Here is a 24,944-nt window from a genome sequence, read left to right as displayed (position 1 = left end):
GCCGCCGAATCCGACCTGACCGATTCCCCGTCCGATGATCGTCAACCGTCTTATCTCCGAGATCCTGTTCGGCTTCACCGGCCTGATGGGCATCATCAACCCGATCGGCATCGCCTTCCTGTTTCTCGAACGCACCGAGTCGCTGACCGAGCAGGAGCGCGACATGCTCGCGAAGAAGGTCGCGTTCAATTCGTTCATCGTGCTGCTCGTCGCGTTCTTCGCCGGCACGCCGGTGCTGCATTTCTTCGGAATCTCGATGGAAGCGCTGCGCATCGGAGGCGGCTTCGCGGTGGCGGTGGCGGGGTGGCGCATGCTCAACGAGCCCGACGTGCCGGGTGGCGGCGATACGCCGGTCAAGCCGATCGACGTGTCCACCGTGATGAAGCGCGCGTTCTTCCCGCTCACAGTGCCGCTGACCACCGGCCCCGGCTCGATCGCCACCGCGATCGCGCTCAACGCGAACCGCACGCACAAGCTGTCGGAGTTCGCGCTGTCGAGCCTCGTGTCGATCGCGGTGTCCGCGCTCGTCGCGCTGGTGATCTGGCAGACCTATAGCCGCTCCGCGTTCCTCGCGCGCTACCTCGGCACCGAAGGCACCAAGGTCGCGATGCGCGTGTCGGCATTCCTGCTGCTGTGCATCGGCGTGCAGATCATGCTGACCGGGTTCTCCGAGTTCCTGCAGCCGATCGCCGACCAGGTCAAGTAAGCATCCTTGGCGTTCAGCGCGCCGCGGCCAGCATCGGATACGTGAACAGCCCGAAGTGGACGACGTTCAGCCCCGCGTGCGCGAGCGCGGCGGCGAACAGGCCGCCCCGGCGGTACGCGATGCCGTAGCCGACGCCGGCCACCGTGCCGAGCACGATCCATTGCCAGCCGGCCGCCGCATGGGCCGCGCCGAACAGCGCAGCGCCCGCGGCCAGCGCGGCCCACGGTCCCCAGGAGAACGCGCCGAGCGCGCGGGTCAGGCCGCCTTGCAGGTAGCCGCGGAACAGCGCTTCCTCGGCGAGCGTCACGAGCAGCACGTTGTTCGCGAGCCAGAGCCAGCCGGCCGCCGGCCATTTGGGCGCCCAGCCGACCATGCCGAACGCGGTCGCGCCGGCGAGGCACGCGGCGGACGTCGCGAGCGCGGCGACGATGCCCACACGCAGCGCGCGGGCCGGCGACACGGCCGGATGGACCCACGGCAGCACCCACAGCAGCCACAGGCCGGCGAGCGGCTTGTCGAGATTCAGGTACATCGTGAACGGCGCCGCGTCCGGCGTGAAGCGGATCGGGTCGATCACGCGCGGATTGTGGAAGCCGGGCAACAGGTGCAGGCTCAGCGCGATTGCGAGCGCGAGAAAGACGGCATGCGCGGTGAAGCGCACCGCGGCCGGACGCGCGGGCGCGACGCCCCACGCGGCCAGCGCGAGCAACGCCAGCGGCGCCAGCGCGAGCGGCGCGAGCTGGCCGAGCGCGAGCGCGCCGGCGTAGCCGGCTGCGCCGAGGATCAGGCTGGGGACGCGCAGCGGGCGGCACCAGGCGAGCGCCGCGGCGGCGAAGATGGCGATCCAGGTTGCGATGAACGGGACGGTCGATACGGACATGAGCGGCGGCATTCCTCCGATGAAATGCCGCGCATCATACAGGACTGCGTATTGCATCTACAAAAGCGCGTCTACAAAAGCGCGCCCGCAGCAAGTGCGCCGGCCGTCAGCGCCCGGCGGGTTCGGTGAAGCCTTCGCGGGTCGGGATGTCGACGCTGTTGCGCGTGCGCATGCGGCGCCGGTACCAGAAGGTCCACATCAGCAGGCCGCCGAAGATCGAATAGCCGGCGACCGGCGACACGACCAGCACGCGCTCGACCGGCCAGTTCACGACCATCCAGCAGCGCAGCAGCATCTCGATGCTGAGCCCGGCGCCCCACGCGAACGTCATCAGGCGCAGCGTCTGCCGCAGCACCGGCTGCTCGTCCCAGACCGCCTCGAAGCGCGCGGCGCCGCCCGCCATCTGGCGGGCCACGGTGGCGCGCGCGAGATAGAAGATCAGCGGCCGCTCGCGCACGAGCGACAGCAGGAAGATGATGCCGATTGCCCCCGACGCGAACGATTCGCGCATCAGCAGCGCGCGCGGGCTGCCGCCGAGCGCCATCGCGACGATCGACAGCGCGATGCCGAACAGCACGACGGCGCTCACCGCATCGACGCGGCGCGCGCGGACGAATTCGACGATCGACCAGACGACGGGCGGGACGGCCGACGCATAAAGCGCGCCGGTTTCGCCGAAATGGGGATGGGCAAAGTGGTAGGCGACCCAAGGCAGCAGCAGGTTGACGACGAGTTCGAGGGCCAGGCCGGCGCGCGCTTTCACGGTGGGATTCCAGATGATGGGTTCGGATGCCCGAACCGAATGGAATCCAGTATATCGAGATTCACGCGCCGTCTGCAGGTGGGACGGGACCGGATAGGGAGGTTCCTCCCGGTGCGCGCCGCATTGCCGCCCGGGTGCGCGTTTCACCGGGCGGCCGTCGCGCTCGCGTTACTCCAGGTCCTTCCGGTACTGGATGAAACCCGCGTTGGTCGCGAGCCGGTCGTACAGCGCGCGGGCCGTCGTATTGGTCTCGTGCGTGAGCCAGTACACGCGGCTCGCGCCGGCGTCGCGCGCCCGCGCATACACGGCCTCGATCAGCGCGCCGCCCGCGCCGCGTCCGCGCGCGTCGGCGGCCGTGTAGAGGTCCTGCAGATAGCAGTACGGCCCCTCCGTCCAGCACGAGCGGTGGTACAGCGCGTGCACGATGCCGACCAGCGCGCCCGCGTCGTCGAACGCGCCGAGCACGAACATCGGTTCGGCGGGGTCCATCAGGCGCGCCCAGGTCATCGCGAGCACGGCGTCGCTCGACGCGGTGTCGTAGAAGCGCCGATACGCACACCACAGCGGCCGCCACGCGGCTTCGTCGGCGGCCTCGAGCGGCCTGACCGCGATGCGCGTCGCGCTGTCCGCGCGGCGGGCGGCGTCGCGCGCGTTCGCCTGCGCGTGGCGGATCGCGGCGAGCGACGCGCGCTGCGCGCCTTCCCCGTCGAAGTTGGCGGGCGACAGCCACGCGTCGAACGCCGCCGCGAGCGCGGGCCATTCGCCGTCGACGATTGAGTACCACGCGGTGTCGCGATTGCGGCCCTTGTAGACGAGCGCCTGCCGGAAAGTGCCTTCGTAGCGGAAGCCGAGCCGCTCGGCCGCGTGGCGGGACGGCGCGTTCAGGCTGTCGCATTTCCATTCGTAGCGCCGGTAGCCGAGCGTGTCGAACACGTGCCGCATCAGCAGGTACTGCGCCTCGGTCGAAATCGGCGTGCGCTGCAAGGCCGGCGAGAACGTGACCGAGCCGACCTCGATCACGCCGTTGGCCGGGTCGATCCGCATCAGCGCGAGCGTGCCGACCGCGCGGCCGCTCGCGACGTCGATCACCGCGAAATGCATCGGGTCGGTGCTGGCGGCGGCAGTGTGCGCATACGCGCGATAGCTCGCTTCGTCCGTGTACGGCCCATGCGCCAGATAGGTCCAGTTGCGGCCGTCGGGGGCCGCGGCGTACGCGGCGTACAGATCCGCCGCATGACGCTCGGCGTCGAGCGGCTCGATGCGGCAATGACGCCCGTGGAGCGTGACGGGCTGCGGGCGTGGGCGGGCGGACCAGTCGGGCAGCGGCTGCCCGACTGGCTGTTGGTAGGCGTTGGTCGTGGACAAGGTCGATCTCGCTTCGTGGACACGGCCGGCGACGTACCGGCCTGAAGACGATCGTAGTGCCGGCGAGGTACCATGAAAAGCGCCAGCGACTCCACAATTTATGGTGCCACGCCTTTCATGACTCCCGCCTTGCCTTCCGACGACGTCCTTCCGCAGCTCGATGCGCCGCTGTCGCGTGCGCGGGGCGCGCCTTCGTTGCAGCGGCAGCTTTTGCGCCGCTTGCGCGACGCGATACTCGGCGGCGCGATGCCGGCCGGCGCGCGGCTGCCCGGCACGCGTGCGCTGGCCGACACGCTCGGCATCTCGCGCAACACGGTGACGGCTGTCTACGAGCAGCTCGTCGCCGAAGGCTTCCTGCAATCGGACCGCCGCGGCACGCGCGTCGTCGGGCTGGCGCGCCGGGCCGAGCCGCGCCGGCGCTCGGCGCCGCCGGCCGTCGCGCAGCGGCTCGGCCGCATCCGCCCGGCCCGCATCGACGGGGGCGGCGAATTCGACGGCTTCCGTCCGGGCGTGCCCGCGCTGGCGCATTTTCCGGTCGATGCGTGGCGCCACGCGATCGACCGCGCGCTGCGCCGCGCGGGGCGCGAGCAGCTCGGCTACGGCGATCCGCTCGGCGAGCCCGCGCTGCGCGAATCGATCGCCCGGCATCTGGCGGTGACGCGGGGCGTGCGTTGCGACCCCGAGCAGATCGTGATGACCGAGGGCGCGCAAGCCGCGATCGCGCTGTGCGTGCAGTTGCTGACCAACCCCGGCGACACCGTGTGGGTCGAGGAGCCCGGCTACCGCGGCGCGCGCACCGCGATGCAGGCGGGCGACCTCGACGTGGCGCCGATGCCGGTCGACGCGGAAGGCTTGCGCGGGGAGGCTGGCGACTGGCGCGACCGGACGCCGCGCCTCGTCTACACGACGCCGTCGAACCAGTTTCCAACCGGCGCGGTGCTGTCGATCTCGCGCCGGCTCGCGCTGCTCGACGCCGCGCGCCGGCATCGCGCGTGGATCATCGAGGACGACTACGACAGCGAATTCCGCCACACCGGCGAGCCGATCGGCGCGATGCAGGGGCTCGCGCAGGATTCGCCGGTCCTGTATGTCGGCTCGTTCAGCAAGACGATGTTTCCGGCGCTGCGCATCGGCTTCCTGGTGCTGCCGGAAGCGCTACTGCCCGCGGTGCGGGCCGTGCTGCCGGAGCTGCTGCGCGGCGGGGTGCGTCACGTGCAGCTCGCGCTGGCCGACTTCATCGAGAGCGGCGAATACGGGCGGCACCTCGGACGCATGCGCCGGCTGTACCGCGATCGCCGCCTCGCGCTGCTGGCCGCGCTCGACAGCGCGCTGAGCATCCCGCATCGCGTCGAGGGCGGGCCGTGCGGCCTGCATCTGACGCTGCGCCTGCCGACGCGGTACCCGGATCGCGCGCTCGTCGACGCCGCGCGTGCGCACGGCATCGTGCCGTATCCGCTGTCGGGTTTCTCGATGCGCGCGGAGACGGCGCTCAACGGGCTCGTGCTCGGTTTCGGCAACACGTCGGCGGATGCGTTCGAGCCGCTGTTGCGCACGCTGTCGGTGCTGGCGAAACGGATCGGCGGGCGCTGATCCGGCCGTCGCCGGCGGGGTTGGCGAACCGTCGGAGTTGTGCGGATTGACGAAGCGGCCTGTTTGACCGGAACGAATGCCGCCGCCGTTTCGCGGCCGATGCACGGCCTGTTCGAGCCGTCGTCGATTCGTATGCTCTGGCGCGCGGCGTGGACTATAAATGGAGTCGTGTGCTGGTGCTTGCCGGCCGCCTGCGCGTTTCGCGCATCGCGCGGCGCGGCGACTGCCCGGGGGAGGTGCACCGTGGTTCGCCTGACGCTTGTCCGCGCCGTGCTTCGCGCCGCGCTGATCGGGGGCGTGTTTGCCGTCTGCCTGGGCCTGCAGCCCGTGGCCGACGCGGCGAGCCCCGCGAAGGAACGACGCGCGGCGCCGCCCGCCGCGTCGCCCGTCGATCTCCCTGCGATCGTCGAGCGCTACGGCCCGGCCGTCGTGTACATCAGTGCGGCCTCCGCCGAGCCGCAAGCGCCTGCGCCTGCCGCGCCGGGCGTCGCGGCGCTCGATCCCGACGATCCGCTCGCTGCCTTCTTCCGGCGCGGCGTGCCGCAGCCGCCGCCGACGCCGGAGACCGCGCCGCGCACGCTGTCCGGCAGCGGCTCCGGGTTCATCGTCAGCGCCGACGGGATGATCCTGACGTCCGCGCACGTCGTCGACCAGGCCACCGACGTGACGGTGCGGCTGACCGACCGCCGCGAGTTCAAGGCGACGGTCCTGACCGTCGACGCGCAGAGCGACGTCGCGGTGCTGCGGATCGACGCGACCAAGCTGCCGGTGGTCCGGCTCGGCGATTCGTCGAAGGTGCGCGTCGGCGAGACGGTGATCGCGGTCGGCTCGCCGGACGGCACGGGGAACACGGTCACCGCCGGCATCGTCAGCGCGACCGCGCATACGCTGCCGGACGGCAGCGCCTTCCCGTTCTTCCAGACCGACATCGCGGTCAATCCCGACAACTCGGGCGGGCCGGTGTTCAATCGCGCCGGCGAGGTGATCGGCATCGCGGTGCAGGTCTATACGGGCGCGGACCGCTATTCGAGCCTGACCTTCGCGATTCCGATCGGCCTGGCGGCCAGGGTGCGCGCGCAACTGCAGACGCAGATGCAGGCGCAGCGCAATCCGTCGGGGAATGCGCTCGGCATCGACGTGCAGGACGTCGGCGCGGGGCTCGCGGCCGCGTTCGGCCTGCCGCGGCCGGCAGGCGCGCTCGTCAACGCGGTCGAGCCCGGGTCGCCGGCCGCCGCGGTCGGCGTGAAGCCCGGCGACGTGATCGTGCAGATCGGCAACCGGCCGATCGGTCACTCGGCCGAACTGAGCGACTATGCGGCGGCGTTGCCGCAAGGCGCGAAGACGCCGCTCAGGCTGATCCGCAACCGCAAGGCGATCACGCTGACGGTGACGGCCGGCGCGGGCGGCCCGGCGGGGGCCGCCGGCGCGGCCGAAGCGGGCGCCGACATGGGCGGCGGCGCGCGACCGGCCGAAGGCGGCGGCGATCGTCTCGGCCTGACGATGCATCCGCTGTCCGACCAAGAGCGCCGGTCGACGGGGCTCGCGGTCGGGATGATGGTGGACGACGCGCGCGGCCCGGCTGCCGCCGCCGGCATCCAGCCGGGCGATGTCGTGCTGGAGCTCAACGACACGCTGCTCGAAACGCCGGACGACGTCGCGGCGCTCGAAGCGAAGGGCGGGAAGGTGATCGCGGTGCTGATCCAGCGCAACAACGCGCGCAAATTCGTATCGGTGCGAATGCGCTAGAGGTTGTTGCGAAGGGATGCGAGGCGGCAGATGCGTCGTCGCGGGCCGGGCCGTTTCAGGACGATCGCGGCTGTGTCGACGCGAGGTTCACCCAAGTCTGCAAGCCGGACGCGATCGCGTCGAACGAAGGCCGGCTCTCGACATCTTCACTCAGGCAAGCCGCCGCGAGCGCTTCAAGCTCGCGACGGGCGGGCAGCCTGGCGGCGTCGCAGCGTTCGATCAGTTCGTCGAGCAGGCAACCGAATGCGCGGACTTCGAGCCGCTGCAGCGCCGCGCCGAGTGCAGCATCGTTGGCGTCGTAAAAGGACGCCGCGCCGAAATCGCCCAATAACGCCTGCCCCGCGCCGCGATGCAGGATGTTGTGCGCGTACAGATCGCCATGCAGGATGCCGCGCTCATGCAGATGATGCGCCGCCGACGCGATGCCGTGCGCGATACGCAATGCCGATGCGGGATCGAATCGTGCGTCGTCCGCATAGACGTCGCGCGTGCAGGACGCGAGGCTCGGCGGCGCGGCGAGGTTCGCGAACGCGGGATCGATCAGTTCCATCACGAGACCATGCGCGTGCGCCGGATGGTCTTTCACCTTGCCGATCACCGGGATCAAGTTCGGGTGCTGGCCGGCATGGATGCAGGCCGCCATCTCGCAGTCCGGCAGCCCGTCACTCGTCATCGCGCCCTTGAACAGCTTGACGGCGACGTGCCGCGACGCGTCGGCTGCATCGGGAAGGCGGCGTGCCCGATGGATGACGCCGGACGCGCCTTCGCCGAGCTTTTGCTCCAGCGCCAGCGTTTCCCACGGCACCTCGGGGATGCTCGAATCGGCCGACGCTGCCGCTTCCAGCGCCGCGCCGAGCGGGTTGCCGGCATAGGCGAGCCATGCCAGCCGCGGCAAGCGCAGCAGCCAGTCGGGCAACGCGCGCAACTGATTCGCGGACAAGCGCACGAGTTCGAGCCGCGAGCACGCGGACATCGATTCCGGCAGCGTGCGCAGGCGGTTGCCGGCGAGCATCAGTTTCTGCAGATGGGCGCAGTTGCCGATTTCCGCGGGCAGTGTGTCGACTTCGTTGTCGGTCAGGATCAGCCAGCGAAGCAGGGGCGGAAGTGATTTGCCGCTGACCGTGCGGATGCGGTTCGCCTTGAAGCCGATCATGCTCAACTGCGGGCACGCGCCGAGTACTTCGGGCAATTCGGTGAAGCGATTGTCGGAGGCGAACAGGATGCGCAGTCTGCTCAGGCGCGGTAGGTCGTCCGGCAGCGTCGACAGCGCGTTGCCGGTCAGGTCGAGGGTTTCCAGCGTGTCGGCCAGATCGAAGATTTCACGGGGGAATTCGGTCAGGCCGCAGGCGAGCTTGAGGTGGCGGGCGCCGGCGAGCTGGCCGGCGCGCAGTTGGGCGAGGGTGGTCGTCACGCGGGTCGAGGGGCAATTTGCTTGCCGGGGATTGTACGGGGAACCGCGTTGGTTCTGGCGAGCGGGAATCGGGGTGTGACCGGCGGCAAGCCGGTCGAGCGGCGCAGGTCACGGCAGGCGCGTGTGCCGCCGTCCACCACATGCCCTGAATCGTGCGCGTCATGACCGGGCGCGATACGTCGATGCGATCGGCCGGTTCGCTTGCTTTAAAACCATCCGGACGGTCATATCGGCAGACGTCACGAGGCGCGTACTGATTACCACGCGTCATGCGTCGATTGCAGTATCGCTGCCCGTCGCACCATCGATCGCAGCCAGCAGGTCGACGGTCCGAACCATCAACTCTCGGCCTTGCAGCAGCATAGGGTACTGATGCAGCACGGCGCGCCATTGCGATTGCCCCAGTAGCGCATCCCATATCGCGCCGAGGCCGTGCGGGTCGGCATCCGCCCGCTGCGCCAGCGCGCTCGCATAGTCGACGCTGGCCTGCGCGGAGAGCAACTGCATCCGGCTCGCAGCGCTCAACAGACGGGGCGTCGCGTCCGCGGGCGCATCGCAGCAGTAGAGCAGTTCTCGTTGCAAGGTCGCGTCGTCGGTCGTCAGCGCGCAGAGCGACGCGCCGTGCAGGCGCACCGCGCCTTGGCGCGTCTCGAACGAATAAATCGTGTTCCTGTCGCTTTGGGCGAGCAGGCTCAAGCCACGCAGCAACCTCGGCAAATCGGTGGTTGCTGCGTCCGCGGAGGCCTTCGCTTCCACGAGGAAGCGAACATTCCAGGCAGGCGCGGGCTCATCGTCTCGCGCGCGTTCGAGCAGGACCGCGTCCCATTCGGTTTTCGCGCGGTCGTGCCGGCCGGGTATCGACGACGGCACACGCATGGAGGTGACCACGCGGTACGTGCGCTGCTCATCCGCGGCATTGAGCCGCCCGGCCAGTGCCTCGAGCGCCTGCGCGGCCGATGCTTCGACGGCCGCGCCCCGTTGATGCGAACTGACGCCCTGCGCTGCGGCGAGCGAGCTGCCCGAGTGCGGACCGTGGCGTTCCCAGAGCGCCAGGTACTGACATACGTGCTCATCCGATGCCAGTGCGTCGAGGCGCAGCAAGCGTTCGAGCGCGGGGCTGCCTGTCAACTTGGCGATGTCGCACTCGAAGGCGGCGTCGGTCGCCGTCTCCGGCAGCAAGAGCAGGCGCTGCAACGTGGCGTGAAGCTCGGCCCACGACGCAGCGTCCGCAGCAGCATGCAACCGGGCGAGCGCGTCGCGTCGCCACGCGTGCGCGTGACGTTCGCGCTTGGCCGGATGGGCGATCGCGTTGACGGCTGAACGCAACGTCCGTCGGTCCTGTTCTGCGCGCGCGGACAACGATGCGTATTCGCGCACGCTCGCCGCATTGTGCCGAAGCACCACGGCCTGAAACGCGGGATCTCCGGATCGAGGGTCCATCGCGTCGCGGATCATGCGTGCGAGTGCGTCGATGAAGCGGCATTGCAGCTCCGCGCCGGGAGACTGGCCGCCGACCAGCGTCCTGCGGGCCTCTTCGATCACGATCGCAAGAGTGGTGGCCGGACTCGCGGCGTCGGACAGCGACGATGCGGGAACGAGCGGCGGCAGCCGGTAGCGGCGATCGACGGTGCGCAGTACTTCGTCGAGCAATGCAGGAAACAGTGTCGGCGACATGGAACGTATTGAAGAAGTGGAAGCGTTTCGCGCATTCGAGCCATGCGAGGCTGCGCTGAGTGCATTGTGATCGGTGAGAGGTGCAACGTTATCACGCAGGCCCGGACTAGCCTATCCGCATGCTGATGCGTCAATCACCCATCCCATTCCGCCGCCGCATAAACTAAAAAGCCGCTCCGTAGAGCGGCTTGGCGAACAGGCGGACGGGCCCGAAGCCCGCCGCAGGCTCAATCGTCCAGCAACGACAGATCGCGCACCGCGCCCTTGTCGGCCGACATCACCAGCTTCGCGTAGGCCTTGAGCGCCGCGGACACCTTGCGCGGACGCGGCTTGGCCGGCTTCCACCCGCTGGCGTTCTGCTCCTCGCGGCGGCGCGCCAGTTCCTCGTTGGAGAGCAGCACGTCGATCGTGCGGTTCGGGATGTCGATGCGGATCCGGTCGCCGTCGCGCACGAGGCCGATCGCGCCGCCGGCCGCCGCTTCGGGCGAGCAGTGGCCGATCGACAGGCCCGACGTGCCGCCCGAGAAACGGCCGTCCGTCAGCAGCGCGCAGGCTTTGCCGAGGCCCTTGGACTTGATGTAGCTCGTCGGGTAGAGCATTTCCTGCATGCCGGGGCCGCCCTTCGGGCCTTCGTAGCGGACGATCACCACGTCGCCGGCCTTGACCTTGTCGTTGAGGATGTTCTCGACCGCCTCGTCCTGCGACTCGGTGACGTGGGCCGTGCCCTCGAACACGAGAATGCTCTCGTCGACGCCGGCGGTCTTCACCACGCAGCCGTCGAGCGCGATGTTGCCAGTCAGCACCGCGAGGCCGCCTTCCTTCGAGAACGCATGCTCGTACGAGCGGATGCAGCCTTCGGCGCGGTCGAGGTCCAGGCTCGGCCAGCGCGTGTCCTGGCTGAACGCGACCTGCGTCGGAATGCCGGCCGGGCCGGCCAGGTAGAAGGTCTTGACGGCTTCGTCCTGCGTGCGGGTGATGTCCCACTGGTCCAGCGCGTCCTTGAGCGACGCGGCGTGCACCGTGGGCACGTCGGTGTGCAGCTTGCCGGCGCGATCGAGCTCGCCGAGGATCGCCATGATGCCGCCCGCGCGGTGCACGTCCTCGATGTGGTACTTGTTGGTGTTGGGCGCGACCTTGCACAGCTGCGGCACGACGCGCGACAGGCGGTCGATGTCGGTCATCGTGAATTCGATGCCCGCTTCGCGCGCGATCGCCAGCAGGTGCAGGATCGTGTTGGTCGAGCCGCCCATCGCGATGTCGAGCGTCATCGCGTTCTCGAACGCCTTGAAGCCCACCGAGCGCGGCAGGATGCGTTCGTTTTCCTGTTCGTAGTATTCGCGGGTCAGCTCGACGATGCGGCGGCCGGCGCGCTTGAAGAGCTGCTCGCGGTCCGCGTGCGTGGCCACGACCGTGCCGTTGCCCGGCAGCGACAGGCCGAGCGCCTCGGTCAGGCAGTTCATCGAGTTGGCCGTGAACATGCCCGAGCACGAGCCGCAGGTGGGGCAGGCGGAGCGTTCGACCTCGGCGACGTCGGCGTCGGAATAGGCCTGGTCGGCCGCGATCACCATCGCGTCGACCAGGTCGAGCTTCTTGAGCTCGACGGTCTTGGTGACGGGATTGGCGAGGCGCGTCTTGCCGGCTTCCATCGGGCCGCCGGACACGAAGATCACCGGGATGTTGAGGCGCATCGCGGCCATCAGCATGCCGGGGGTGATCTTGTCGCAGTTGGAGATGCACACCATCGCATCGGCGCAGTGCGCGTTGACCATGTATTCGACCGAATCCGCGATGATGTCGCGGCTGGGCAGCGAATACAGCATGCCGTCGTGGCCCATCGCGATGCCGTCGTCGACTGCGATGGTGTTGAATTCCTTGGCGACGCCGCCCGCGGCCTCGATCTCGCGCGCGACGAGCTGGCCGAGGTCCTTCAGGTGCACGTGCCCGGGCACGAACTGGGTGAACGAGTTGACCACCGCGATGATCGGCTTCGAGAAGTCGTCGTCTTTCATGCCGGTGGCGCGCCACAGGGAACGCGCGCCCGCCATGTTGCGGCCGGCGGTGGAGGTTTTGGAACGGTATGCGGGCATTGTGGTTGCTGTAGAGAAATATCGATCGCAGAAAGGAAGCGGGCCTTGCGGGTAAGGGCCACTCGCGCCCGTGCGAACAACCTCTTGAGCTGCGCTGTGGGCAAACCGGGAGATTATCCCATAGCCGGTGGAGTGGGGGCGGCGCGGGGCATTCCGATGATTTTCGGCACGCCGCGCGAGCAAGTGCGGCCAACCGGCGCGGCGCCCGTCTACTTCGACGGCGCCGCCGCCAGAACCCTCTGCATCCGCTCGATCAACGCCAGCACGTGCGGCCGACTCTCTCCCTTCGCATGCACGAAGTAATAGCTGAGCGGCGAAGCGACCTCATGGCGGCTTACGCGTACGAGGCCGCTACGCTCGAGATAGGCCGCGGCGAGCGGCGTGCGCGCCAGCGCCATGCCGAGCCCGGCCTCCGCGGCGGCCAGCACCACCGTGTAGTCCTCGAAACGGCGATCCTGGGCGCGCGGCTTGAGCGGAATGTCCAGCGCACCGAACCACGCGCGCCAGCCTGTCGCGTCGCCGTCGTGCAGCAGCGGCACGTCGAGTAGCGCGGCGTCGCCGCGTCGATGGCGCTGCTTCGTCAATTGCGCGGCGAGCGCGCGATTCGCGACCGGATACAGCGTCTCCGGCATGAACGGCTTGACCTCGAGTTCGCGCCAGTTGCCGCGCCCGTAGCGAATTCCCAGATCCGCGTCGCCGCGGTCATCCTGAAGTCGCTGGCTGGTTTGGCTCTTGACTCTATGCACGGCAAGAGTTTGCGCCACGGCTATATTCACGCATTTAATGCGTAAATAAATGTGTATTTAAAAATCCTCGCGAGCCGCTGCCGAAAGACGGCGCGCGACGTTGCTGCGCGCCCGTTTTCGGCGTTCGACCTGTATGAAAAATCAGGGTGACGCCGGATGATCCGTAGTCTAATTTTATAAAAAATGATGAATCAGAATAAATGCTCGCAAGCGAATTATTCCTGGATGACGTGAATGATCGTAGATAGAAAGATAACAATTCGCACGGCTTGAAAAGAATGATTTTGTCGGCGCCGGAACGCATTGTTCCGTTTCTTGCGCCAATCCGGACGGGTCACGGGGGACGCATGTCAAGCACAGTCGATTCCAGCTAGCCATCCAGCATCCTGTTCAGCCGCATCAGCGGCGGACCGGATACGGGCGTAAGGGACAAGCCATTGAAATAATTAGGTTAACGAATCGAGTGGCAGGCTGAGCGGGCCGCATGTCTCGGTGGCCACGCTCGGGAAGATCCAGACGTCGAAAGCGGCAGCCGGGCGCCGCACGAGGGTTGAAGCGCATTCGTCGCCCGCGCGGAGCGGGATTTTCTTTCGAGGAGCAACCATGACCACCGGAACCCAAGCTGTCCAGCAGCGCTGGGCGCGCGATTACGTATTCGACGCGATGCGCGACATCGGCATCCATTACATCTTCGGCGTGCCGGGCACCAACGAGATTCCGATCATCGACGGGACTTCCTACCCGGAGAACCACGTCGAATACATCGAGTGCCTGCACGAGAACATCGCGATCGGCGCCGCGATGGGCGCGGCGCGGATGACCAACAAGCCGGGCGTCGCGGTAGTGCATGTGACGCCGGGCATCGCGCATGCGGTCGGCAACCTGTTCAACGCCGCACGCTCGCAGGTGCCGCTCGTGATCCTGTGCTGCCAGCAGCAGAACGAGCTGGTGACCCAGGAGCCGCTGCTCGCGTCGAACCTGGTCGAGATCGCGCGGCAATTCACGAAGTGGGCGCATGAGGTGCGCACCGCCGAAGAGCTGCCGCTCGTGCTGCAGCGCGCGTTCAAGGAGGCGATGTCGCCGCCCAACGGGCCCGTGTTCGTGTCGATTCCGTGGGAATTCACGATGCGCCGCATCGGCGACGCGGACCGCCTGCCCGGCATCACGCGAATCTCGCCGCACTTCACCGCCGACGCCGATGCGATTCGCGAAGCGGCGATGCTGCTGGCCCACGCGCAGAATCCGATCATCGTCGGCGGCGACGCGGTCGGCTACGCCGGCGCGTGGCACGAGCTGCAGCAACTGGCTGAGCTGATCGGCGCGCCGGTGGTGCTGCAATCGTTCAGCAGCCTCGCCAATTTCCCGAACGACGACTATCACTGGCAGGGCGAGTTGCCGGGCACCCAGCAGGGCGTCCGGCAGACTTTCGGCGCGCACGATGTCGCGTTTCTGGTCGGCTTCAGCAACCAGGCGCAGGTCGCCGTCTTCAAGTATTCGGACGGTCCGCTGATTCCGCCGGGCGTCAGGCAGGTCTACCTGAGCAACAACACCTGGGACATCGGCAAGAACTTCTATGGCGAATCGGCCCTGTTCGGCGACATCAAGGCGACGTTGCCGCTCGTCAGCGACATCGTGCGCCAGCACCGTCCCGCCGGCGCGGACGCGCGCAACGACCGGCTGCGCGAGCTCGACGCCAGCCGGCGCGTCGCGTGGGACCAGTACCTCGCGAAGGCGATGACGCAGGACGAGATCTGGGCGGTGGTCGTCGCCGACGCGCTGCGTCGCGAAATCCAGGCGCGCGGCCTCGGCAGGAAGTTCGTCTACGTGCATGAGGCCGTGTCGGATTCCGCGCCGTTCCAGTATCTGCTGCCGCTCGGCACCGAGAGCGCGGCGCCGATCAGCTACTACTGCGTCGGCGGCGGCTCGCTCGGCTGGTCGATGCCGGCCTCGCTCGGCATCAAGCTCGAGCGGGACGGCTGGCAAAGCGTCGAGACGAGCCTCGTCGTCAACGCGGTCGGCGACGGCTCGTCGCTGTTCTATCCGCAGACATGGTGGACCGCCGGTCATCACGACCTCGGGGTGCTCTACATCGTCACCAACAACCACGAGTACCACACGCTGCAACTGGGGCTGCAGCAGGTGATCCAGGCGTACGGTTCGTCGCCCGGATATGGCTGGAAGCCGAAGACCGACGATCCCGACTACCTGCGCATTCACCGGCCCGCGCCCGACTTCGTGTCGATCGCGAAGGCGCTGGGCGGCGCGGAGGGCGAAATCGTGCGGCTGCCGGAGAACGTGCGCGCCGCCGTGAAGCGCGGCATCGACCATGTGCTGCTGAAGCGCCAGCCGTACGTCCTCGACGTGCGCACCGCCGGCGACACGCCGCCGACGCCGCCCACGCCCCAAGCGGCCCGCGCCAAGGCGCTGCAGCGCTATCTCGCGCAGCCGCCGCTCGACGTGTTCCACGAAGCGGCGGTGAGCGCGCTCGGCGCGAACGGCGAGGGCACGCCGACGCCGAACCTGCGCGTGATCTTCTGACCGGCGCGGCCGCCGTCCGCCGGCGGCCGGATTTGCATCGAAGCAAGCGCATTCCGCGCGGAGCACCATCCACCCGTATCAGACAACAGGAGGAAGGAGATCATGGCCGACGAACTGATCGACATTGCGATCGTGGGCGCAGGGGTATCGGGCGTATATAGTGCGTGGCGTCTTCAGCAGGCCGATTCGCGGCGCAAGATCGTCGTATTCGAAGGTAGCGATCGCATCGGCGGCCGGCTGCTGTCGGTCAGGCCGCCGGGCATCGACAACATGGTGGCGGAGCTCGGGGGGATGCGCATCCTGCCGGAGGTGCAGCCGCTGATCAAGAAGCTGATCGACACGCTCAATCCGATCCTGCCGCCGAGCCAGCATATCGATCTCTACAAGTTCCCGGTCGACGAGCCGGTCAACCTCGCGTATCTGCGCGGCGTCCATCTGCGGCTGTCGGATTTCACGCAGGAGCCGGCCAAGGTGCCGTACCAGTTGTCGTTCCTCGATCGCGGGGAGACGGCCGGCGCCATCATCATCAATGCGATCGAGCAGATCGTGCCCGGCATCACCGATGCAGGGCTGACCGAGGACCAGCGCAGGCAAATGGCCCAGCAGGCCAGCTTCGGCGGCGTGCCGCTTTACAAGCAGGGCTTCTGGAACGTGCTGTTGCGCGTGATCGACGGCGAGGCGTACCAGCTCGGCGTCGACGCCGGCGGCTACAACACGACCCTGACCAACTGGAACGCGGCAGATGCGATTCCGTGGTTCCTGTCGGACTTCGGTGTCGGTGCGTCGTACATGGGCTTCAAGAAGGGTTTCCAGGAAGTGCCGAAGTCGGTGGCGGGGCTCTTCATGCAAGCTGGTGGGGACGTGCGGTTCGGCGCGACGGTAGCCGGCCTCGAATGGGTCGACGGCGCGTTCGAGTTTCACGCGCAGGGCAAGCGGATCCGCGCCCGCCAGGTGATTCTGGCGATGCCGCGGCGGGCGATCGACCTGCTCGCGCAAAGCAGCGCGATGCTGGAGGAAATCAGCGGATTGACGTCGAGCGTCACACCGCGGCCGCTGTTCAAGCTGTTCACGACGTATGCGAACCCGTGGTGGCGCGCGTCGGGTTATACGCGGACGACGGCGACCGGCGAGTCGGAGTACGTGCCCGTGGAGCTGGGCAGGTCGGTGACGGATTTGCCGGTGCGGCAGGTGTACTACTGGCCGAAGTCGGATGGAACGGCCGCGACCGGCGGGCCGTCGATGCTGCTCGCGAGCTATGACGACGGCACCAACGTCGGGTTCTGGGACGGCTTGCGGCCGCAGCGCCGGCAAGTGCGGCAAGGCGGCCGCGAAGTGGCGGAGGTGGCGGATCCGTTCATCGGCGCGGATGCCGACCAGGCCGACGAATTGCCGTGGTTCCGGTATCACGCGCCGCGACGGATGGTGGCCGAGGTGGCCCGGCAACTCGCGACGGTTCATGGGCTGGCGCATACGCCGGAAGTCAGGAACGCGGCGTTCCGGGACTGGGGCGACGATCCGTACGGCGGTGGATGGAACAGCTGGAATATCGGCGTGAAGAGCTGGGAGGTGAAGCACAAGATCGTCCAGCCGATCGACGGCAGGCCGCTGTTCATCTGCGGGGAAGCGTATTCGGATGCGCAGGGGTGGGTGGAGGGGGCGTTGCAGACGGCGGATTTGGTGTTGGAGAGGTTTGGGATCGGGGCGCTGTGAGGGCGCGGTGCGGACGTCGATGCGGGCGGTGCGGCGAGGGCGGTTACGCTTCGCCGCTTGCATGCTGCGGTTGGATCGGCGCTCGCCCCGGATTGTTCAGGGCCGACTACGTATATTCGAGGTTGACCTTCGACGGATCGGAAAGCGGCGCGCAGGCATTGCCATAGCATTGGTGCAAGTGCGACATGAGAAGAACCGCGTGAGAAAGCGGTCGGGTATCTCTGACGGCCATATTAAATTATGGCGATCCATTATGCTGAGTTGATATTCTCGATGATTGCCATGTTTATGAAGATGTGGACAACCTCGAGCGGCTCGGGAACGCGGCGATGCGTAGCCATCGCAGCCCGCACATTGACCGGGCAGCTGTAGTCTTCACTGACGTCTACAAACGTGTCGAGCTTACATGGACCGACAAAGGTCGCGTTTGCGTTCAAGTTGTTGATGTAACGCTTGTAGTTTTTCCACAGTGCTTGGAAGTTAGCTGCCTCGGAATAAATCATAACGAAGTGTCGCTTGAGTCCCGCAGTATCGTAGCGGTGAATCAGCTTTTCTAAATGCTCCGCAACGGTGTTGTTATCTGGGCCGCAAGAACTGAGGCGAAGAGCCTCGATTACTGACTCAATATTGCCATCGCTGGAGCGGATTGCAATATCCAATTCCCCGGAACCGGAACCGGAACCGGAGCCGGAGCCGGAGCCGGAGCCGGAGCCGGAGCCGGAGCCGGAGCTGGAGCCGGATTGTCCACTTCTCGATTGATCACTTGCGCTATACCCCTTATCGCGCAAGAAGTCAGCAACTGCATCGTTATGCACGTCCTCAATTGACCTCGTCGCTCGTCGCTCAGTCATACGTGCAGCCTTTCGAAGAAGGCTTTTCGTCAACTCCTCATAATCAAACGGACCTGCTGAGGCGGTGATCGCAGTCGCTGCAAACTCGCGCTCGATGAGCCGAATACTATGTGCCGCAATGGCTGCGGATAACGTGATGTAGTCATCGCGATCATCAACAATAATTTTTCTGTCGGTGACCGCCTGCTTCGCGATTTCCACGGATAGGTTTTCATCTGACAATGTCTGCGCATCCTGCGCAAGAACAACGCTCCTGAGTGACCGTAATGCGTCGTTCAACAGAAATTTCACCCATGCGTCACAGAGGCCATCCTTATCGCCTGTGAGTTTGTATCGATTAATAATTTCTAGGTCGGCATCTACCAGAAGTCGGTTTGGGTTTGATTGGATGAACGAAAAAAGAATATCCGCAATCTCTTGCGGTGTCGAGCCGTGCACGTAACGCGGACAAACGGTAAATTTTGACATTTTTACTTTTCTGCGTCGATTTCATCCGAATCATCGGACTCTGACAAAACTTGAAGTTTGGCAAACGCTATCGTGTCGTCAAGTTCGGTCTCGGAAAAATCTTTCGGCCAAGGAAACGATCCAAGTTCAGTAATCGGAATGCTCTCGATCCTGGAGGCGCCATTTGGCGAATCGCTTCCGTGTATTAGGCAGATAGCAACGTCCTCTGCTCGAATTTCTCCCTCTGCGATGCGCCTGCGAAGTCGCTTAAGTAAATATTCGCTATGAGTCTCGATGATCAATCGACGATCTTTGGAATTGACTATATCTATCGCCAGATCAGCTATGTCTGCCTGCATTTTGGGGTGAAGGTGAATTTCAGGCTGCTCAATCAGTGTAATGGATTTCTCGGCAGCCAGAAATCCTTGAACAATTACTGGCAAAACTTGGGAGATGCCAAATCCAACATCAGTGAGATCGAGTTCAAGTCCATTTTGGCGAACGCGGATGGAATGAATGATTTCTTTTACATCTTCAACTTCAATAACAAGCTTAAATCTTCGCATCCATTTGTTGACTTGGTCGCGAACGTCACTTTTTCTCTTAAGGATATCTGCTAACGAATCGCCGTCCCGTGTGTTGAGGCTGTTGCGATTATGGGATTGATCAATCAGATAATATCGTTGGGGAAACGCGCGCAAAGGACTAACGTGATTGATTTTTTCGTCTCCAAAATCCTTTGTTACTGCATTACATCCAAGGGAAATCATGTTGCAAAATAATGATGCAACTGCGTTTTTCGGTAGAGTCAAGCCGAAAAACAATTCTCGATTTGGTAGCGGCGACATGCCAGCGAAATTCAGCATCTTGCCGGTGGCAGTGCGGTGCGTCGAAAGCATCTGCGAATCAATGAGTTCGCTGCTGAGGTCATATCCGCGACGCCCATTTTCTCGCCGACATGAATAAGCAAGGAGGGTTCTGTTTTCAGAGATCAGCTTGACTGCGCTAACTTCGAAATTCTTCGATGATTTGTTATAGAAAAATCGATACTGAAGGGTATCAATGCTTGCACTCTCGGGGAGCGCAAGCAGAATTTTGAAGAGATCTTTTAGGTGATCGAGAACCTGATTGACGCTGAATGTCTCATCGACCGTTTTCGCGATCTGTGACAGATTCTCTTCGATATTTCTTTGTTTATCGGAGGTTGCTCGCCGTCTGCGTTCATTTTTCTTGTCGCGACTCATCTCATCGACGATTTTCGCCAATGCCTCTACGAGGGATCGATTATCGTTGAGGGGCTGCTCGGTTTTGATTTCTTTTGTAAAAAGGCCAAGGGCAAACTGAAATGAATCGGATTGTCGATGCGAAGGGCTGTTATGGCTATAAGCTACCAGTATCTGCTGGGCAATACTGCGATACCAAGAGTAATTTATCGCAGGTACTGGTGAAATCTTAAAGGTTAACTCGAATGGTGTGGTGGCATCTCTTTTTCGTACAACGTTTAAAGCTTCGCCAAATGAAGCGAAATTTCCGTTAAATTTGAATGCTCTTCCAATGGCAGGGCTTTCCATGCTTTGATGGAGTAGGAGCAATAGATTTAAGAGGCTGCTTTTGCCGCTGCTATTGGGGCCGAGGAGTATGGTTATTGGTTTGATTGGCAGCTCACCAGTCCGGAACGCTTTATAATTTTCAAATTTAATCGTTTCGATCATGTTTTCTCGGGGTATTAAATTTTTGCCTTGCTTCATCGAGTTTGAGGGTGCCGCCCACAGCTGTGCAATTATTTTAGCCGTTGTTGCGTTTGCACGAGCGTGTCGCTAAAATTTTTTTTGCAGGATATCTGCGTGGGCTAGTGCGGTGTTCATTGGCACTTCAGCTCAGCCGCTGTTTGAGTGGCCAGCCCCGCTCCGTGAACGTCTTCGTGACGCATCGGACGAAGGTCCCTTCCTGGCCGAGGCCGTGTGAAAACGCGAAACCACTCGGTTTTCGGGCGTCACTTTCCCCTTCCCGGACTGCCACCAAGCCGATACGGCGCGATCTGAAGAGTTGAGTTTTTCGACAGGGGCGTTGGGCGTACGCTTTCACACAGCTTCGACCGAACTCGAACAGACGCTCCCGCAGCATCGCTCGGAGGGTGCACCCCCACGCGTACGGAAGGCCCTGACCCTGAACTGCTTTTCCGGCCCAGTCCGCTGCCGACACGCAGCCAAATGTCCCCCAGCGAATCACCTAAACTACAGAACCGACGACCCCGGCCATCCCCGCACGGCCACCCCGTCGGGTTCCCTAGTCATGGCACACATCTTCTTCGCTGCCTCGATCCAACGACACATCGCAACCCCCGAGCGCGAGATCGACGCGCGCACGCTCGGCGCAGCGTTCGAAGCGGTCTTCGCTGAACAACCTCGACTGCGCGGCTACATCCTCGACGACCAAGGCGCGTTGCGCGCGCATCTCGCCGTATTCGTCGACGGCCAGCGGATTCGTGATCGACAACGTTTGTCCGACGCGCTCGGCAAGGAAAGCCGTGTCTACGTCGTACAGGCGCTATCAGGCGGCTAAGGGGAGCCATCGTTACCCGAAAGACGAAGAGGCGCACAAATGAACGATCGATTGCTAGTCGCGACCCGCAAGGGGCTGTTCGTTCTACAGGCTGACGGCAAGGGCGGCTGGACGCTCGGCGAACCGCATTTCGTCGGCGAGCCGGTGAGCATGGTGCTGGCTGATCCGCGCGACGGATCGCTGTACGCCGCGCTCAACCTCGGCCACTTCGGCGTGAAACTGCATCGCCGGCGTGCGGGCGCGCCAGATTGGGAAGAGTGCGCAGTCCCCGCATACCCGCCGCAGCCTCCTGACGAAGCGCGTACCGATGGCAATGCGCCCGCGAGCACGAGCGCAAATGCGGATCCGGACAACGCAACAGGCGACCCCGCCCCCGTCCCCCCATCCCCCCCATGGACACTCCAGCAAATCTGGTCGCTCGAAACCGGCGGCCCGGACGAACCGGGCGTTCTATGGGCCGGCACGATCCCCGGCGGGCTGTTCCGTTCCGACGACGGCGGCGACTCGTGGACGCTCAACCGCGCGCTCTGGGATCGCCCCGAGCGCCGCGAATGGTTCGGCGGCGGCTACGACGCGCCGGGCATCCATTCCGTGATGGTCGATCCGCGCGACAGCCGGCACGTGTCGATCGGCGTGTCGTGCGGCGGCGTCTGGCAGACCGAAGACGGCGGCGCGACCTGGCGCGTGAGCGCCGACGGCATGGAAGCCGACTACATGCCGCCGGAACGGCGGGGCGACGCCAACGTGCAGGACCCGCACCGCGTCGTGCAATGCCCGGCCAACCCGGACGTGCTGTGGACACAGCACCATTGCGCGATCTTCCGCTCGACCGACGGCGCGGCGCACTGGCAGCGCATCGAGGCGCAGCCGTCGAGCTTCGGCTTCGCGGTCGCCGTGCACCCGCGCGAGCCGGACACCGCATGGTTCGTGCCCGCCGTGAAAGACGCATGCCGGATTCCGGTGAACGGTCAGTTCGTCGTCACGCGCACCCGTGACGGCGGCCGCACGTTCGAGCGTTTCTCGAACGGATTGCCGCCGGCGCCGGCGTACGACCTCGTATATCGGCACGGGCTCGCGGTGGACGACTCGGGCACGCGCCTCGCGATGGGATCGACGACCGGCGGGCTATGGACGTCCGGCGACGGCGGCGAAAGCTGGCGGTTGATTTCCGCGCATCTGCCGCCGGTATATTGCGTCCGGTTCGGATGAGGGCGGGCCGCTTACACCTTCGCCCCCACCACGAACTCGAACTGCGCAACCCCATCGACCCCGCCGGTCACGCGGTCCCCCGGCTGCAGCGCGCCGACGCCCGCCGGCGTGCCGGTGAAGATCAGATCGCCGGCCTTCAGCTCGACCGAGCGCGACACCGCCGCGATGATGTCCGGCACCGGCCAGATCATGTCGGCGAGGTCACCTTGCTGCCGGGTTTCGCCGTTGACCGCGAGCCAGATGCGGCCCGCCGCCGGATGGCCGGTGGCGGCGGCCGGCCGCAGCGCGGTCACGGGCCCCGACGCGTCGAAGCCCTTCGCCCAGTCCCACGGACGGCTCAGCTTCTTCGCTTCGGCCTGCAGGTCGCGGCGCGTCAGGTCGACGCCGACGCCGTAGCCCCACACGTGCGACAGCGCATCGGCAGGGGCGATCGCGCGTCCGCCGCGGCCGATCGCGACCACGAGCTCGATTTCATGGTGCAGGTCGTTCGTCAGCGGCGGATACGGTACGGCGCCGGCCGCGGGCACGATCGCATCGGCCGGCTTCGTGAAGAAGAACGGCGGCTCGCGGGTCGGATCGGAGCCCATCTCGCGCGCATGCTCGGCGTAGTTGCGGCCGACGCAGAACACGCGGCGCACCGGAAAGCGCGCGGACGACTGGTCGACAGCGACGGAAGGACGCTCGGGAGCGTCGATGACGTATTCGGACATCGGATAGCCTCGTTCGGGTGGAAGACGGAGCCGGCGCGCGCGTCGCGCGGCGGCCGGCATGCGTGAACGATACCCGACGCGCGTCGCGCGGGATGCGACGCAACTGCGCATTTCCGGGACAAAACTACGCGTCGCCGTCCGGCAGCGCGGCGTTCGCGTCGCGATACGCCTTCGGCGACACGCCGACCCGCGCGCGGAACCGCCGCGCGAAATACCCCTCGTCGCGGAAGCCGACCGCACGCGCGATCTCGGCGATACGCCGGCTGGTGTGCGCGAGCAGCGACTGCGCGAGCGCGATGCGGCGCTCGGTCACGAGATCGGTGAACGTGCTGCCGGTCTCCTTGCGGATCAGGTGCGCGAGATAGTTCGGCGACAGGAACGCGGCCTCGGCAGTGGCGGCGAGGGTCAGGTCTTCGCGGGTCAGGTTCGCGCGCACGTGGCGCAGCACGCGCGCGAGCGCGTCGCGCCGGCCCGCGCGGTGCGCGCCGCGCTGCGCGAGCTTGTCGAGCGCGCCGGCGTACTGCGTGCAGACGAGCCCGATCAGCTGCAGCAGGTAGCCGCGCAAGAGCGTCGTCGAGCCGAACGTGCGGGCGCGATCGCCGTCGATCATGCACAGCGCGAGACGGCGCGCCTCGTCGAACGCGTCGCCGGTGAGGATGAAATCCAGATGCTCCTGGAAGCGGAACGGCGTCAGCTCGGGAAAGCGGTGCGCGGGCACGTCCTCGAGGTCGAGCGGATCGACGTCGAGATCGGCGCGCAGGAACGCCTGGCTGAAGTTGATCACGATGAAGTGCGCGCCTTCCGGATGCGGAATCAGGTGCTCGCGGTACGGCAGCACGAATGCGAGCGCGCCGCGCGGAAACGGCCGCGTGACGCCGCCGATGCGCTGCTCGGTGTCGCCGCCGAGGTTGAACTGGATCTGGAAGTACGCGTGCCGGTGCGGCTCGGTGATCGCCTGGCGCGACGCCTGGTCGCGGATGTAGAAATCGAGCCGGTCGCTGCGTTCGGGCATTCCGTACAGGCGCGGCGGGGCGGAGGAGGACATGACGGATTCGGCGATTCGTGACGCAAATGAAGCCGCGATGGTACAGCGAACGCGGCGCGGCCGGAACGGGCCGCGCCGGCGTGGCCCGTCACGCCGCGGCCGCGTCCGGGAAGAACCCGAGGTAGCGGAACGCCCGGGCGTCGTCGGCCGCGCTTGCCGTCAGCCCGGCCGCGGCGCCCGTCGATGCGAGCGCGTCCACCGTCGCCGCGCGATTGGACAGCAGTGTCCATTGCGCGCCCGCGTCGTCCATCTCGCTCGCGGACCGCGCGGCGCGCACGCCGTTCAGCGCGGCGAGCAGCGCGTCCGGCGGCGGCGCATGGATCACGAAGCCTTCGTTGGCCACCGCCGCCGTAGCGACGCCGAGCGCCGCGCACACCTGCGCGCGCAGCGGCGCCTCGGCCACGTTCGCCGCGCGCGAGCGCTCGATGTTGCGGCGCGTGTCGTCGTCGACGATCGCGCCGCCGCGCAGCAGCGGCGTCGTGCGCCACGCGTCGGGCGGACAGGCCTTGCCTTCCGGCGACAACTCGACGAACGGATTGATTTCGGCCGGATAGATCCGGCACACGAGCGGCCGCTCGTCGTAGATCCCGCAGCGCATGTCGGCGCGCAGGTTCGGGCAGGGCCCCGCATACGACGCGGTGAGCACGGTCGTCACGCGCACCGGCAGCGCGCCGCTGAGCGCGGGCGTCGAGCGGGCCCGCTTGTACGCGGCGAACGCGTTGTCCGGTTCGGGTTCGACGGGCCACGGGATCGCGTCGCACAGCAGTTCCACGCGGCCGCCGCGTTGCAGCCACGCGATCGCTTCGTCGATCGTCAGCATGAGACGCAGGTCGTGGCAGCACTTGGCGCAGGTCGTGCACGCGAAATCGATGTCGTTCACTCAGGGTTCCTGGTCGGATTCGGG

General features: G+C 66.0%; 19 protein-coding genes. 7 read left to right on the top strand and 12 right to left on the bottom strand.

Annotated elements, in window-relative coordinates; genetic code table 11:
- Window positions 1–34 precede the first annotated feature (34 nt).
- Window positions 35–706: a MarC family protein gene (locus tag KY49_RS30220; protein ID WP_042587996.1), complete on the top strand. Its 672-nt coding sequence runs from the start codon at window positions 35–37 to the stop codon at window positions 704–706.
- A gap of 13 nt (window positions 707–719) precedes the next feature.
- Here the strand turns inward: KY49_RS30220 and KY49_RS30215 are convergent, their stop codons facing one another.
- From KY49_RS30215 to KY49_RS30205, 3 genes are all read right to left on the bottom strand, one after another.
- Complete coding sequence (locus tag KY49_RS30215) at window positions 720–1,586, bottom strand: CPBP family intramembrane glutamic endopeptidase (protein ID WP_042588853.1); 867 nt, start codon at window positions 1,584–1,586, stop codon at window positions 720–722.
- Between the two features lie 106 nt (window positions 1,587–1,692).
- On the bottom strand, window positions 1,693–2,349 hold the full coding sequence (locus KY49_RS30210) for a VC0807 family protein (RefSeq protein WP_042587995.1): 657 nt from the start codon (window positions 2,347–2,349) through the stop codon (window positions 1,693–1,695).
- A gap of 168 nt (window positions 2,350–2,517) precedes the next feature.
- Window positions 2,518–3,714, bottom strand: a complete 1,197-nt coding sequence (locus tag KY49_RS30205; protein WP_042587994.1) for a GNAT family N-acetyltransferase — start codon at window positions 3,712–3,714, stop codon at window positions 2,518–2,520.
- A 117-nt stretch (window positions 3,715–3,831) separates the two neighbouring features.
- Here KY49_RS30205 and pdxR point away from each other — a divergent pair, with 117 nt between their 5' ends.
- Window positions 3,832–5,304, top strand: a complete 1,473-nt coding sequence (pdxR, locus tag KY49_RS30200) for a MocR-like pyridoxine biosynthesis transcription factor PdxR (protein WP_042587993.1) — start codon at window positions 3,832–3,834, stop codon at window positions 5,302–5,304.
- Window positions 5,305–5,547: 243 nt separating this feature from the next.
- Window positions 5,548–7,050 carry a trypsin-like peptidase domain-containing protein gene (locus KY49_RS30195; RefSeq protein ID WP_042587992.1) on the top strand — a complete coding sequence of 501 codons (1,503 nt, stop codon included), beginning with the start codon at window positions 5,548–5,550 and terminating at the stop codon, window positions 7,048–7,050.
- A gap of 55 nt (window positions 7,051–7,105) precedes the next feature.
- Here the strand turns inward: KY49_RS30195 and KY49_RS30190 are convergent, their stop codons facing one another.
- The 4 genes from KY49_RS30190 to KY49_RS30175 form a co-directional block, all read right to left on the bottom strand.
- On the bottom strand, window positions 7,106–8,461 hold the full coding sequence (locus KY49_RS30190) for a protein kinase (protein ID WP_042587991.1): 1,356 nt from the start codon (window positions 8,459–8,461) through the stop codon (window positions 7,106–7,108).
- Window positions 8,462–8,728: 267 nt separating this feature from the next.
- Window positions 8,729–10,135, bottom strand: a complete 1,407-nt coding sequence (locus tag KY49_RS30185) for a hypothetical protein (RefSeq protein WP_042587990.1) — start codon at window positions 10,133–10,135, stop codon at window positions 8,729–8,731.
- Between the two features lie 227 nt (window positions 10,136–10,362).
- Window positions 10,363–12,222 (bottom strand): dihydroxy-acid dehydratase, encoded by a 1,860-nt coding sequence (gene ilvD / locus KY49_RS30180; RefSeq protein WP_042587989.1) that lies wholly within the window; start codon window positions 12,220–12,222, stop codon window positions 10,363–10,365.
- A 209-nt stretch (window positions 12,223–12,431) separates the two neighbouring features.
- On the bottom strand, window positions 12,432–12,968 hold the full coding sequence (locus KY49_RS30175; protein ID WP_269433351.1) for a LysR substrate-binding domain-containing protein: 537 nt from the start codon (window positions 12,966–12,968) through the stop codon (window positions 12,432–12,434).
- A gap of 603 nt (window positions 12,969–13,571) precedes the next feature.
- On the opposite strand from KY49_RS30175, the gene KY49_RS30170 reads away from it, so the two are divergent.
- Entirely contained in the window at window positions 13,572–15,506 is a 1,935-nt protein-coding gene (locus KY49_RS30170; RefSeq protein ID WP_042587988.1) for a thiamine pyrophosphate-binding protein, read from the top strand.
- Between the two features lie 102 nt (window positions 15,507–15,608).
- Window positions 15,609–17,216 carry a flavin monoamine oxidase family protein gene (locus tag KY49_RS30165; protein ID WP_042587987.1) on the top strand — a complete coding sequence of 536 codons (1,608 nt, stop codon included), beginning with the start codon at window positions 15,609–15,611 and terminating at the stop codon, window positions 17,214–17,216.
- A gap of 251 nt (window positions 17,217–17,467) precedes the next feature.
- On the opposite strand, the gene KY49_RS38320 is transcribed toward KY49_RS30165, so the two are convergent.
- Together KY49_RS38320 and KY49_RS36510 are read right to left on the bottom strand one after the other, a co-directional pair.
- Window positions 17,468–18,535 carry a hypothetical protein gene (locus KY49_RS38320; protein WP_197083618.1) on the bottom strand — a complete coding sequence of 356 codons (1,068 nt, stop codon included), beginning with the start codon at window positions 18,533–18,535 and terminating at the stop codon, window positions 17,468–17,470.
- A gap of 2 nt (window positions 18,536–18,537) precedes the next feature.
- Window positions 18,538–20,226: an AAA family ATPase gene (locus KY49_RS36510; RefSeq protein ID WP_197083617.1), complete on the bottom strand. Its 1,689-nt coding sequence runs from the start codon at window positions 20,224–20,226 to the stop codon at window positions 18,538–18,540.
- Window positions 20,227–20,806: 580 nt separating this feature from the next.
- On the opposite strand from KY49_RS36510, the gene KY49_RS30145 reads away from it, so the two are divergent.
- Window positions 20,807–21,076 (top strand): MoaD/ThiS family protein, encoded by a 270-nt coding sequence (locus KY49_RS30145; protein WP_042587983.1) that lies wholly within the window; start codon window positions 20,807–20,809, stop codon window positions 21,074–21,076.
- Window positions 21,077–21,115: 39 nt separating this feature from the next.
- The gene (locus KY49_RS30140) at window positions 21,116–22,285 is read left to right on the top strand and encodes a WD40/YVTN/BNR-like repeat-containing protein (RefSeq protein ID WP_042587982.1); all 1,170 of its coding nucleotides are present in this window, start codon (window positions 21,116–21,118) and stop codon (window positions 22,283–22,285) included.
- Between the two features lie 11 nt (window positions 22,286–22,296).
- Here KY49_RS30140 and KY49_RS30135 read toward each other — a convergent pair whose 3' ends face one another.
- From KY49_RS30135 to KY49_RS30125, 3 genes are all read right to left on the bottom strand, one after another.
- Window positions 22,297–22,995, bottom strand: coding sequence for a fumarylacetoacetate hydrolase family protein (locus tag KY49_RS30135; RefSeq protein ID WP_042587981.1), 699 nt, complete (start codon window positions 22,993–22,995; stop codon window positions 22,297–22,299).
- A 124-nt stretch (window positions 22,996–23,119) separates the two neighbouring features.
- Window positions 23,120–24,040: a helix-turn-helix transcriptional regulator gene (locus KY49_RS30130; protein ID WP_042587980.1), complete on the bottom strand. Its 921-nt coding sequence runs from the start codon at window positions 24,038–24,040 to the stop codon at window positions 23,120–23,122.
- Window positions 24,041–24,128: 88 nt separating this feature from the next.
- Entirely contained in the window at window positions 24,129–24,920 is a 792-nt protein-coding gene (locus KY49_RS30125) for a YkgJ family cysteine cluster protein (protein WP_042587979.1), read from the bottom strand.
- Between the last annotated feature and the right edge of the window lie 24 nt (window positions 24,921–24,944).

Origin of the sequence: Burkholderia sp. MSHR3999 (assembly GCF_000833595.1) — a bacterium.
Taxonomy (GTDB): Bacteria; Pseudomonadota; Gammaproteobacteria; order Burkholderiales; family Burkholderiaceae; genus Burkholderia; species Burkholderia ubonensis.
Note: the sequence above shows the minus strand (reverse complement) of the source record. Positions and strands in the feature narration are given on the sequence as shown.